The sequence below is a fragment of the Vitreimonas flagellata genome (assembly GCF_004634425.1).
Taxonomy (GTDB): domain Bacteria; phylum Pseudomonadota; class Alphaproteobacteria; order Caulobacterales; family Aquidulcibacteraceae; genus Vitreimonas; species Vitreimonas flagellata.
Window position 1 is genome coordinate 482,574 of the sequence record NZ_SBJL01000002.1, and the last position, 12,698, is coordinate 495,271.

Below are 12,698 nucleotides of genomic sequence, written 5' to 3' on the forward strand. Positions count from 1 at the left end.
TTGAGCGATGGTTGATTTCAGCACGATCAATTCGAACAATGGCGTCGGCGCAACAACGACGACGAATTCACAAACAGCGTCAGACGCCACGTCGCTGGCCAACAATTTCGATACGTTCTTGACGTTGCTGACGGCGCAGCTGCAGAACCAAGACCCGCTCGCGCCAATGGATTCGACGCAATTCACGCAGCAGCTGGTGCAGTTCAGCCAGGTCGAACAACAGATCCGCACCAACCAGCAAATGGAATCGCTGGTCGGCCAATTCCAAGCGGCGTCTGCGAGTGCTGCCCTCTCCTATCTCGGCAAGGACGCGATCATCGAAGCGGACGAGACGTATCTCGCCAGCGGCGAAGCGAATTGGGCGTATGTGCTGCCAGATGGCGGCGCCGATAGCGTAAAGATCACCGTACGCGATAGCGCCGGCCGCGCCGTTTACACCACTGAAGATCAACCGATCACAGAGGGCGAGCATTTGTTCACTTGGAATGGCGTGAAGACCAATGGTGAGACCGCCGCGGATGGCGTGTATACGATTGAGATCGAAGCGCAGGCGAACGGCGAAGATGTCGACACCATCGTTCGCGTTCGAGAAACCATCATGGGCGTAGATTTCTCAGGAACATCGCCTTCGATCATCACACCATCGGGCATGCGGACGTTCGACAAGATCAGATCCGTGCTCGGGTGATTGAATAAAAGCGCTAGCCGAACGCCGGCGCTCACAACACGCGCAGAAGCGCTCCATTCGCAACTATTGATGCCGCGGCGCGAGCAACGCCCGGCGATGGAGCTGGACTATGTCTATCTATACCGCACTGCGCGCGGGCGTCTCTGGCCTCACCGCCAACTCGAGCGCGCTCGCCGCCATCTCCGACAACATCGCCAACGTGAACACTGTTGGCTACAAGCGCTCGGGCGTGGAATTCTCCGCGCTCGTCAACGCGCAGAATTCCAACACGACGTACAACGCAGGTGGCGTGCTGCCGCTGACGCGTCAGCAAATCTCGCTGCAGGGCTCGCTTGAGCAATCGCGCTCAACGACGGACTTGGCGATTTCGGGCGACGGCTTCTTTATCGTTTCGCCAAACTCGAGCCAGCTTTCGAATGGCGGCTCGGTGTTGTTCACGCGCGCCGGTTCATTCACGATCGACGCCGATGGCTACATGGTCAACGCGCAGGGCATGTATCTGCAAGGTTGGCCGGTCAACAGCGACGGCAGCGTTATCTCCTCGCCCACGTCGCTGTCGGCGATCGAGCCGATCAACATCTCGGGCGTCGGCGGTTTGGCTGAAGCGTCAGCCAATGTACGCCTGAACGCGAACTTGAACTCGGACCAGACCGCCTATGCCGCTGCCTACACGGCCGGCGATCTCGCGCTGGGCAACGTCACGCCGCATTTCGAGAGTTCGCTCGAAGTCTATGACTCGCTCGGCGCGCCGCGCACGATCTCGTTCGGCTTCCTGAAGACGGGCCCGAACCAGTGGGAAGTTGAAGTCTATGCCCGCCCGGACTCGAACATCACAGGCGGCGGCGCCACAGGCGGTCTGCTGGCGACCGGTCAGGTCACCTACAACACCGACGGTACGGTCAACACGGTCGATCCCGGCCTGGAAAACTTCACCATCAACTGGGCGACCAGCACCGGCGCTGCGCCGCAGGATCTGAGCCTGGACGTGTCTGGCGTGGCCCAAAACGCCAAGAGCTTCGGCATCACCTCAGTCAACGTGGACGGCGTGCCGCCGGGCGATCTCGTCGGCCTCATCCTCGAAGGCGACGGCTTCCTCACGGCGCAATTCTCGAACGGTCGCGCCCGCGCGCTCTATCAAATCCCGCTCGCCACGTTTGTGAACCCGAACGGCTTGGCGCCTGACCGAGGCGGCGCCTTCCGCACCACCTTGGATTCCGGCCTCTACAACATCAACGCCGCAAACGCGGGCGGCGCAGGCCGCATCGTGTCGGGCGCACTTGAAGCGTCGAACGTCGATCTCGCACAGGAATTCACGAACCTCATCACGACACAACGCGCCTACTCCGCCGCGTCACGCATCATCACCACCGCCGACCAAATGCTCGAAGAGCTTCTGATGGTGAAACGCTAAAACAAAAGAACTGAGGTAAGAAACGAGTAAGAGAATCCGTGTACTAATTTAGGACACGCGCCTTATCAGATTTCATCTCTGATCTTAGTCGTTTCTTAGCCCATCCAATCTATGGTGGTGTGGAAGAAACAAGGAGAAAGGCGCCATGCAGAAGCAACGCCGCTATGATGGGATGGTGATGGGTCCTGATGGGAACCCGCTCACTTTGGACGATCTGCCGCCGGCTGGCACCACGCGTTGGGTGATCCGTCGCAAGGCAGAAGTGGTCGCTGCTGTGCGCGGCGGTCTCTTGACGATGGAAGACGCTTGCGCGCGTTACGGCCTCTCTGAAGAAGAGTTCGACGGTTGGCGTAAGTCGATCGAGAAGCACGGTCTGCCGGGTCTGCGCACGACGCGCATCCAGCATTATCGCGGCGCGCCGACTCAATAAGTCGCGCGCGGAGCGCCTCTCCGATCACGCTTTTCTACAGGGCCCTCGCCTCACCGGCGGGGGCCTTTGCGCGCAAACATTATGCTTAACGATCTCTTCACGCCCCGATGGGCAATTTCTGCCGACCGGCGAGATTTGCCCACCTGATTTGGGGCGGTCCCGCGCGTGTTTGCGGACGAGGCTGGGGCGTGAACGGATTTTTCGATCTGATTCTGAAAGCGGGACCGACGCGGCTGATCGCGGCGCTCGGCATCACGGCTGTCGCCGCCGCCCTCATCTTCACGCTCGTCGTGCGCATGGGCGCCGAAGAGAAAGCCCTGCTCTTCTCTGGCGTGGAGATGCGCGAAGCCGGCGAGATCACGCAGCGCCTGGAAGCCGCCGACATTCCCTACGAGCTGCGCGGCGACGGCTCTTCGATCTTCGTGGCGCGCTCGCGCGTGCTGGAAGCGCGGATGATGCTGTCAGCCGAGGGCCTGCCCTCTCAGGGCTCGATCGGCTATGAGATTTTCGACGAGCCGGATGCGCTCGGCCAAACCCAGTTCCAGCAGAACATCAACCGCCTGCGCGCACTCGAAGGCGAGCTGGCGCGCACCATCGGTTCGCTCGACGGCATCGCCGCAGCGCGTGTGCACTTGGTGTTGCCGGAGCGGCAATTGTTCTCGCGCGAAACTGAGCAGCCCTCCGCGTCGATCGTGCTGCGCCTACGCCGCGACGAACTCAACGCCAGCCAAGTGCGCGCCATCCGAAATTTGGTGGCCAGCGCCACGCCGGGGCTGACCACAAGCCGCGTAACGATCGTCGATGAGACGGGCCGCCTGCTCGCTGCCGCGCAAACCGAAGAAGGCGCGGTCGCGGAAGGCATCGATTCCCGCCAGACGGCGATGGAAGAGCGCGTGCGCCGCACGGTGACGGACATTGTTGAAGGCGTCGTCGGCCAAGGCAATGCACGCGTGCAAGTCACGGCAGAAATGGATTTCAACCGCGTCAGCGAAACATCCGAGCGCTTCGATCCTGAAGGTCGCGTGGTGCGCTCGACCTCGACGACGGAAGAAACCTCCTCCAGCGGCGATCGCCCGCAGGCCGCAACAGCCGGCGCAAACGTGCCAGACCCAACAGGCGCGGGCTCCGGCGACGGCGCGCAGGATACGAATGAATCGAGCCAAGAAACCGTCAATTATGAAATTTCGCGCACCACGCGCACGGAAGTGAGCGAGGGCGGACGCATCCGCAGGCTCTCGGTTGCGGTCGCCGTTGACGGTGTGACAACGCCGGGCGCTGACGGCGCCGAACCGAGCTACGCACCCCGTTCGGAAGAAGAGATGCAGCGCCTGCTCGCGTTGGTGCGCTCGGCCGTCGGCTTCAACGCCGAGCGCGGCGACGTGGTCGAAGTCGTCAACACACAATTCGCGCGCATGCCGGTGGGCGAAGAGCCGGCCGAGCCGGGCTTCCTCGACAATTTCGATACGATGCGGATCATCGAGCTGGTTGCGGCTCTCATGGCCTCACTTGCGTTCGTCTTCTTCGTACTGCGCCCGCTGATCACCGGCCTGATGCGTGGCGGCCAAAACGCGCCGGCCAGTTTGCCGGGCGCCGCGCCCGCGCTGCCCGGCCCTGCCGGCGCCGCGGCAGCCCTGCCGCCGCCCGAACCCGAAGACGACGCGATCGATATCGCCCAGATTCAGGGTCGCGTGCGCGCATCGTCCGTCAAGAAGGTCGCCGACGTGGTTGAGAAGCACCCCGATGAATCGGTGCAAATCATTCGCGGCTGGCTCAACAACGCGTTGTAATCATGAACGCTGTCGCCAAACCCGCTGCGACCGAAGTCGCCAAGCCCGCAGCAACCGAGGGCAAGCCGGATATTTCGCGCTACACCGGCGCGGAGAAAGCCGCGATCATCCTCATGTGCCTTGGCGAAACCGCCAAGCCGCTCTGGGAGATGCTCGACGAAGAAGAAATCAAGGAAGTCTCGCAAGCGATGTCGTCGCTGGGCTTGGTGCCTGCGGCGACGGTCGAGACATTGGTGATCGAGTTCGTGACGAAGATGTCCGGCTCGGGCGCACTGATGGGCTCCTACGAGCAGACGCAACGCATGCTGCAGGCCTTTCTCCCGAAGGAGAAGGTCGAGACACTGATGGAAGAAATCCGCGGCCCGGCCGGCCGCAACATCTGGGACAAGCTGGCCAACGTCAACGAGACCGTGCTCGCGAGCTATTTGAAGAACGAATACCCGCAAACGGTCGCGGTCGTGTTGGCGAAGGTGCGGCCGGAACACGCGGCAAAGGTACTCGCCGAGCTGCCGGAAGACTTCGCCGCCGAGTGCGTACAACGCATGTTGGCGATGGAGCCGGTGCAGCGCGAAATTCTGGAAAAGATCGAGCTCACGCTGCGTACGGAATTCATGTCGAACCTGGCGCGCACCTCCAAGCGCGACAGTCACGAAATGATGGCCGAGATTTTCAACAATTTCGACCGCGCTACTGAAGGTCGCTTCATCGGCGCGCTCGAAGAACGCAATCGCGAAGCCGCCGACCGTATTCGCGCGCTGATGTTCGTGTTTGAGGACCTGAACAAACTCGACGCAGGCGGCGTGCAAACATTGTTGCGCTCGGTCGACAAATCCGATCTCGCCATCGCGCTGAAAGGCGCGTCGGATGCGCTGCGCACCCTCTTCTTCTCCAATATGTCCGAACGCGGCGGCAAGATTCTGAAGGAAGAAATGGCCGGCATGGGTCCGGTGCGGTTGAAGGATGTCGATGCCGCGCAGACGCGCATGGTCGCGCTGGCCAAGGACCTCGCGGCGCGCGGCGAGATCGTCTTGTCCGACGGCAAGGCCGAAGACGAGCTGATCTATTGATGGCCAACATTCGCAAATACGCCTTCGACACTGAGTTCACGCCGGATGGCGGCATCCTCAGTACGGCGCCGAAGAAGTTCGAGGCCGAAGAGGTGGAGGCTGAACGGAAAGCTGCGTACAAGAAGGGCGCCGATGACGCGCTCGCCGCAGCGGAGCGACAAACGGCGGCGGCGCTGCAAGCGCTCGCCGACAAGATGACGACGATCATCACCAAGCTCGAGGGCGAAAGTCGCGCGATGCGCGAAGAGGCGGCGCGTGTGGCGCTGGCGGCCTCCCGCAAGATCGCCGGCGCAGCCCTCGACGCCTATGGCGAAGAGCGCGCGATCAGCGCGATCGAAGCCGTGATGGATTCGCTGCGGCACAATCCGCGCCTGATCGTGAAGCTGGCGCCCGAAGCCTGCGAGACATTGAAGCCGCGCATCGAGGCGATGGCCGATCAGCATGGCTATGGCGGCGCTATCTTGGTGCGGGCGCAGCCAGGCATGCGCGCGGGTGAAGTGAGCATCGATTGGTCGGACGGGATCATCAGCATGAACCCGGACGACACCGCCAAACACATTGAAGATTTGATCGAAGCCGCGCTTGCGGCCCCGACGACGCATTCGTGAGGACGACATGAGTGATTTGAAGCTCGACGAATTTGCGCCAACACCGATGGACACGCCCGTCGGCGAGAGCATGGAGCGCTCCGCGTCCGATCTCGCCGCCGTCTATGACGTGCCGGTGAACATCCAAGCGGTGCTCGGCCGTTCCAGCATGGAAGTCGCGTCCCTGCTCCGTCTCTCGCGCGGCTCGGTGATCGAACTCGATCGCAAGGTTGGCGAGGCGATCGACATTTACGTGAACAACCGCCTCGTGGCGCGCGGCGAAGTTGTTGTCGTCGATGATCGCCTGGGCGTGACCATGACGGAAATCATCAAGGACGGCGATTCCGCCTAAGGGTCGGGATCTCGAGGAGAATGAGTATGCGTTTGCTGATCGTTGGCCCGCTCGGAGGACAAATCTCCGCCGCCACGCAGATCGCCATGAAGCATGGCGCCAAGGTCGCGCATGTCGATACGATCGAACAAGCAACAACAGCCTTGCGCGCCGGCAAGGGCGCCGATCTGCTCATGGTAGATGCGCGGCTCGATATCGCGGCGTTGATCGCGGCGAACGAGGCCGAACATATCGTCGTACCGGTGGTGGCCGCGGGCGTCGGAATCGATCCGATGATGGCGGCGCGTGCGATCCGCCAAGGCGCGCGCGAATATATCTCCCTGCCGCCGGATGCAGAGCTGATCGCCGCCGTACTCGCGGCCGTCTGCGACGACGATAAGCCCATGATCGTCGAAGACGCGGCGATGAAACAGGTGATCGCGCTCGCCGACCAGATCGCAGGTTCGGACGCCTCGATCATGATCACCGGCGAGAGCGGCGTCGGCAAGGAAGTCGTGGCGCATTACGTGCACAAGAAGTCCAAGCGCAAAGATAAGCCGTTTATCGCCGTGAATTGCGCAGCGATCCCGGAGCAATTGCTGGAGAGCGAATTGTTCGGCCACGAGAAAGGCGCCTTCACCGGCGCTGTGGCGCGACGCATCGGCAAGTTCGAGGAAGCAGATGGCGGCACGCTGCTGCTCGACGAAATCTCGGAGATGGATCTACGGCTGCAATCGAAGTTGCTGCGCGCATTGCAGGAACGTGTGATCGATCGTGTCGGCGGATCAAAGCCGGTGCCGGTGAACATCCGCATCCTGGCCACGTCAAACCGCGACATGAGCCAGATGGTGCGCGCCGGCGAATTCCGCGAAGACTTGCTCTATCGCCTCAACGTCGTGAACTTGCGCATTCCGCCACTACGCGAGCGCAAGGACGACGCGGCCGCTCTGTCGCAATTCTTTATCGACAAATATGCGCGTGCGAACGGCCGCCCTGCCCGCCGCTTGTCCAAGGAAGCGCTGGCCCAAGTCCAAGCGCATTCGTGGCCGGGGAACGTGCGCGAGCTCGAAAACGCGATGCACCGCGCGGTTCTGCTGGCGAACAGTGAAGATGTCGGCGCCGACGCGATCCGTGCGCCGGACGGCGCCCCGGTTGGCGCACGTGATGCAACCGGTGCTGCGATCGAAGCGGCGCAGGAAGCGGCGCGCCATCTGGTCGGTCGTACGGTCGCGGAAGTGGAGCAGGATCTAATCCTGGAAACGCTGACGCATTGCCTTGGCAATCGCACGCATGCCGCACACATCCTTGGCATTTCGATCCGCACGCTGCGCAACAAGCTGAAGCAATATTCGGACGAAGGCCTGCGCATCCCGCCGCCGCCGACCGGTCAAGCTGCCTAACAAAGAAACGACAACTAAATGACTGACGCAGCGCAACCTCAGGGCCAGGCACTTTCGTTCGACATTCTGCGTGGCTTTGTCATGCGCGGCGAAATCGGCTTGGCCGTTGGCGTGCTTGGCATTCTGGCGATCATGCTGGTGCCGCTGCCACCGCTGCTGCTGGATTTCCTGCTTGCGATCTCCATCACGTCTTCGATCCTCGTGCTGATGACAGCGTTGATGATCAAGAAGCCACTGGAATTCACCGCCTTCCCGGCCGTGCTGCTGCTCACCACGCTGCTGCGGTTGGCGCTGAACATCGCGACAACGCGTTTGATCCTGGGCAACGGCCAAAGCGGTGAACATGCGGCGGGCGACGTGATCGCGGCGTTTGCGCAATTCGTCATGGGCGGCGAATTCGTGATCGGCGTGATCGTGTTCGCGATCCTGGTGATCGTGAACTTCGTCGTTATCACCAAGGGTTCGACGCGCATCGCCGAAGTCGCGGCGCGCTTCACCTTGGACGCGATGCCCGGCAAACAGATGGCGATCGACGCCGACCTTTCCGCTGGCTTGATCAACGACACGCAGGCGCGCGAACGCCGCAAGGCGCTCGAAGACGAAAGCGCATTCTTCGGCGCGATGGACGGCGCCTCGAAATTCGTGCGCGGTGATGCGATCGCGGGCTTGTTGATCGTGTTCATCAACATCATCGGCGGCATCATCATCGGCGTCGTTTCGCACGGCATGGATTTCGCCGAGGCCGGCCACACCTATACGCTGCTCACGGTCGGCGACGGCCTGGTGTCGCAAATCCCCGCGCTCATCATCTCTGTCGCCGCAGGCCTGCTGGTGACGAAAGCCGGCGTCGATGGCGCAGCGGACAAGGCGCTGGTGAAGCAGCTCGCCTCCTACCCTGTCGTGCTGGGCGTAGTTTCGGCGTGCGCGTTCGCGATGGGCATTCTGCCGGGCATGCCGATCATTCCATTCTGGATCTTGGCAGGCGCATCGGGCCTGCTCGCGTGGCGCTTGCGTGAAGCGAGCCGCGTGACGGCGGAAGCGGCGGCTGTTGCTGCGGCCTCGCCCGCTGAAGCGCCGATTGAGGAAACACCGCAAGCATCGCTGGCGATGGACGATGTGCGCATCGAACTCGGCTTCTCGCTGCTGCCACTGATCAACGATGTCCAAGGCCGTCGCCTCACCGATCAGATCAAGGCGTTGCGCAAAACGCTGGCGCAAGAATACGGCTTCGTGATGCCGAGCGTGCGCATCCTGGACAACGTGCAACTCGCCGCCGATCGCTACCAAATCCGCATTCGCGAGATGGAAGCCGGTGAAGGCAAGCTGAAGATGGGCGGCCTGTTGGCGATGGATCCGACTGGCGCCGGCATCGCCATTCCGGGCGACAAAGTGAAAGAACCGGCATTCGGCCTCGACGCGGTGTGGATCGACGAGCGCGCGCGCGAAGAAGCGAGCTTCCGCGGCTACACCGTGGTTGATCCGGCCACCGTGCTCGCAACGCACCTCACCGAGATCATCAAGGAGCACATGAACGAGCTGCTCACGTTCTCGGAAGTGAAGAAGCTTGTGAAAGAGCTGCCGAAGGACACGCAGCAATTGCTCGACGACGTCGCGCCAGCGCATATCTCATGGTCCGGCGTGCAGCGCATTCTGCAAAACTTGCTCAAAGAGCGCGTTTCCATTCGCGATCTCGGTGCGATCATCGAGGCGATCGCCGAAGCGGCGCCGGCGATGCACGATCTGGTGCTCATCACCGAGCACGTCCGCGCCCGCCTCGCGCGCCAGATCTGCCACCAGCATCGCAACGGCGAAGGATCGCTGCCGATCATCTCGCTCTCACCAACTTGGGAGCAGGCATTCTCGGAATCGGTCGTGGGCGAAGGCCAAAGCCGCCAGCTCGCTTTGCCGCCGTCGAAGCTTCATGACTTTGTCGCCGACGTGCGCTCTGCGTTCGAGCGTGCGGCGAAGGCTGGCGAAACACCGGTGCTGCTCACCTCCCCTGGCATCCGCCCCTTCGTGCGCTCGTTGATCGAACGCTTCCGCCCGTCAACGGCCGTGCTCGGCCAAGGCGAAGTGCATGCGAAGGTGCGGCTCAAAGCGATGGGCCAAGTCTGAGCCGCAGCATCACTCGCAATTAAGCGCGCGTTAACCAAAAGAACTAGCCGCGCTAACGGTAAGTGAACCCTTATCAGCGCATATCGAGGCATGACCGGCGCAACCGCCATGTCCGAAACGCCGCTGCCGCGCACGCGCGCAGCGCCGATTTACGCCGTCGCTTCCGGTAAGGGCGGCGTCGGCAAGACGTGGCTGTCGACCATGCTCTCGATCGCGTTCGGCCGTGCGGGCCATCGTTCGCTGCTGGTCGATTGCGATCTGGGCTTGGCGAACGTCGACGTGCAGCTCGGCATCCGCGCGCAGCACGACCTCGCTTCCGTCATTCGCGGCTTTCATGAACTGAACGCGGCGGTGACGCCGGTGTTGGGCGGTCCGGGTCGCAATGGCGGCTTCGATCTGATCGCAGGCCGTTCTGGCACCGGCGAACTCGGCGCCACCAAGATTGAAGAAGTCGCGCGCATCGCCAACGCGCTGAAGCTGCACGACATCTCGGCGCACTACGACCGCATCATTCTCGATCTCGCCGCCGGCATCGACCCGACCGTGCTGCGCTTTGCGCGCGCCGCGGACAAAATGATCCTGGTGACGAACGAAGAACCGACGGCGCTGACTGATGCCTACGCCATGATCAAGGTCATGCGCCTGCAAGGGTCGCAGATCGTGCCGTGGGTCGTCGTCAATCAGGCCGAGAACCGGATGAAGGGCAAAAAGGTCTTCGACCAATTCGCCCTCGCCTGTAACGAGTATCTGGGCTTCAAGCCGAAATTCGCCGGCGCAATCACCCGCGACCCGCGTGTGCCTGATTCAATCCGCGCACAAACACCGCTGCCGATCCGCCATCCGCAGAGCCAGGCGTATGAAGACGTTATCCGCGTTGTGGAAACGCTGAACGCCGGCGTCTAGCCGTTCGGCTGCCGCGCCGCCCGCATCGTCGCGAACTCATCCAGCTCCGCGGACTCGCGCTTTTCCTGCGTGAGCTTTTGGCGCCTCTCCTCAAGCTCGATCAGCCGTTCGAATTTGCGCGCTTCGACGTGTGCTTCCGCGATCAAGGTACGCAGACGCTCGATCTCCTCATTGATCACCACGCGTTCGGCTTCGAGCGCGCGGCGACGCTGGGCGGCAAGCACAGCGAAGCCACTATAGGCTCGCGCGGAATCGTAATCGAGCATGGCGAGCTGCTGTTCTGCGCGCAGCGTCTGCTCGTGGCCAAGCATACGCTCCTCGCAATCGCGCAGACGCGACATCTGATCGGCCAAAGCGCGTTGCAGCGTGTCGAGATCGCGACGCGCGAGCTTCAGGAGGGTGCGGAAAGCCTTCATTGCAGCGCCTCAGCAAGCATGGCGAAACTCTCATCGAAACTGGTTTGCTCGTGGCGGCCTTGGCTGAGCAGACGCTCCAACGCCGGGCGCACGCGCACGGCTTCGTCCACTTGCGGATCGGCGCCCGGCTTATACGCGCCAATGCGGATCAGCTCTTCCATCTCTTCGTAGAGCGAAAGCGACGCACGCGCGCGCGAGAGCAGCGCATTTTCCTCGTCCGTGTGACACATCGGCATGAGACGCGAGATGCTCTTCAGCACGTTCACGGCCGGATAGCGGCCGCGCTCGGCGATTGCGCGTTCCATGACAATGTGGCCGTCGAGAATACCGCGCACGGCGTCGGCGATCGGTTCGTTGTGATCGTCACCATCAACGAGCACAGTGAAGAGCGCGGTGATCGACCCCTTCTCGCCTTCGTGTCCAGGCCCAGCGCGCTCGAGCAGCTTGGGCAATTCGGCGAAGACGGACGGCGTGTAGCCCTTGGTCGTCGGCGGCTCGCCGACCGAGAGGCCAATCTCGCGCTGCGCCATTGCAAGACGGGTGACGGAATCCACCAGCAGCAACACATCCAAGCCTTCGTCGCGGAAATGTTCGGCGACAGCGCAAGCCATGTGCGGCGCGAGGCGACGACGGGCGGCGGCTTCGTCCGACGTGGCCACAACGACAACGGACCGCGCACGGCCCTCTTCGCCTAACGTATCCTCGATGAATTCCTTCACCTCGCGGCCGCGCTCGCCGACCAGACCGATCACGATGACATCCGCCTTGGCGCCGCGCGCCAACATCGACATCAGCACCGACTTACCGACGCCGGAGCCCGCGAACACGCCCATGCGTTGTCCACGGCAGAGGGCGGCAAACATGTTGAGGCAGCGCACACCGACATCCAGTCGATCGCCCACGCGCGCACGGCCATGCGCGGATGGCGGCGCGGCCCGCACGAGGCGCGGTTTCAAGCCTTGCGGAAGCGGCCCTGCGCCATCCACAGGCTGACCGAAGCAATCGATGACGCGGCCAAGCCACGCGCGCGACGGGCGCACCATCGGCGCTGAACCTTCGAGCGTGACGCGGGCGCCGGGGCGAATGGCTTCGATCGAATCATAAGGCGCCAGCAAAGCGCGATCGCCGCGGAAGCCGACGATCTCGCCGCGTGTGATCTGCGATCCGTGAATCGTCGCGCGCGCGCCGAGCGCCAGCGCTTCCTGCGGGCCGGTCGCTTCGACCAGGAACCCTGACAGACCTGTCACGCGCCCTTCGAAGCGGCGCGGATCGAGTGCGTCGATGTCTGCAGCGATGCGTGAGAGAAGTGTTGGCATTGAGCCCGCGTGTTTCCTCACACCTTCTGCATTTTTATGGTGAACCAAAACCTAATGCGCAGCGCTTGTGCTGCATGGCTCGTTCGTGCGCCGATTCAAAACGTCGCGGTTAAAAATGTGTTCTAGTCCGTTTGTGACTCTTGCTCGCACACGCGAACACTGATTCACACGTCTTAACGGAAGTTGCTGAGGGCGGGCGCAAACAAACAAAGCAAGCGCGCAGGTAAGAAATCTTACCGCCGTTAAC

At 62.4% G+C, this 12,698-nt stretch carries 12 protein-coding genes; 10 read left to right on the forward strand and 2 right to left on the reverse strand.

Features of this window, described 5'->3' with window-relative positions:
- The first annotated feature begins 7 nt into the window (after window positions 1-7).
- The 10 genes from EPJ54_RS10355 (at window position 8) to EPJ54_RS10400 (ending at window position 10,719) form a co-directional block, all read left to right on the forward strand.
- Window positions 8-688: a flagellar hook assembly protein FlgD gene (locus tag EPJ54_RS10355; RefSeq protein WP_135211646.1), complete on the forward strand. Its 681-nt coding sequence runs from the start codon at window positions 8-10 to the stop codon at window positions 686-688.
- Window positions 689-797: 109 nt separating this feature from the next.
- A complete protein-coding gene (gene flgE, locus EPJ54_RS10360) occupies window positions 798-2,099 on the forward strand; it encodes a flagellar hook protein FlgE (RefSeq protein WP_135211647.1) in 1,302 nt (433 codons plus the stop codon).
- Between the two features lie 145 nt (window positions 2,100-2,244).
- Window positions 2,245-2,529: a CtrA inhibitor SciP gene (sciP, locus tag EPJ54_RS10365; protein WP_135211648.1), complete on the forward strand. Its 285-nt coding sequence runs from the start codon at window positions 2,245-2,247 to the stop codon at window positions 2,527-2,529.
- Window positions 2,530-2,717: 188 nt separating this feature from the next.
- Complete coding sequence (fliF, locus tag EPJ54_RS10370) at window positions 2,718-4,316, forward strand: flagellar basal-body MS-ring/collar protein FliF (protein WP_239590856.1); 1,599 nt, start codon at window positions 2,718-2,720, stop codon at window positions 4,314-4,316.
- A 2-nt stretch (window positions 4,317-4,318) separates the two neighbouring features.
- Entirely contained in the window at window positions 4,319-5,383 is a 1,065-nt protein-coding gene (gene fliG, locus EPJ54_RS10375) for a flagellar motor switch protein FliG (RefSeq protein WP_135211650.1), read from the forward strand.
- Window positions 5,383-5,991: a FliH/SctL family protein gene (locus EPJ54_RS10380; protein ID WP_135211651.1), complete on the forward strand. Its 609-nt coding sequence runs from the start codon at window positions 5,383-5,385 to the stop codon at window positions 5,989-5,991. Before fliG ends, EPJ54_RS10380 begins: the two co-directional genes overlap by 1 nt.
- The gene (fliN, locus tag EPJ54_RS10385) at window positions 5,984-6,322 is read left to right on the forward strand and encodes a flagellar motor switch protein FliN (protein ID WP_420823040.1); all 339 of its coding nucleotides are present in this window, start codon (window positions 5,984-5,986) and stop codon (window positions 6,320-6,322) included. The genes EPJ54_RS10380 and fliN overlap by 8 nt, the downstream gene beginning before the upstream one ends.
- A gap of 26 nt (window positions 6,323-6,348) precedes the next feature.
- Complete coding sequence (gene flbD / locus EPJ54_RS10390; protein WP_135211653.1) at window positions 6,349-7,701, forward strand: sigma-54-dependent transcriptional regulator FlbD; 1,353 nt, start codon at window positions 6,349-6,351, stop codon at window positions 7,699-7,701.
- A gap of 18 nt (window positions 7,702-7,719) precedes the next feature.
- Entirely contained in the window at window positions 7,720-9,816 is a 2,097-nt protein-coding gene (gene flhA, locus EPJ54_RS10395) for a flagellar biosynthesis protein FlhA (RefSeq protein ID WP_135211654.1), read from the forward strand.
- A gap of 108 nt (window positions 9,817-9,924) precedes the next feature.
- Window positions 9,925-10,719, forward strand: coding sequence for a nucleotide-binding protein (locus EPJ54_RS10400; protein ID WP_167755677.1), 795 nt, complete (start codon window positions 9,925-9,927; stop codon window positions 10,717-10,719).
- Here the strand turns inward: EPJ54_RS10400 and EPJ54_RS10405 are convergent.
- Window positions 10,716-11,135: a flagellar export protein FliJ gene (locus EPJ54_RS10405; protein WP_135211656.1), complete on the reverse strand. Its 420-nt coding sequence runs from the start codon at window positions 11,133-11,135 to the stop codon at window positions 10,716-10,718. The two genes, EPJ54_RS10400 and EPJ54_RS10405, sit on opposite strands and share 4 nt — an antisense overlap.
- Window positions 11,132-12,451, reverse strand: coding sequence for a flagellar protein export ATPase FliI (gene fliI, locus EPJ54_RS10410; RefSeq protein ID WP_135211657.1), 1,320 nt, complete (start codon window positions 12,449-12,451; stop codon window positions 11,132-11,134). Before fliI ends, EPJ54_RS10405 begins: the two co-directional genes overlap by 4 nt.
- Window positions 12,452-12,698: the final 247 nt, after the last annotated feature.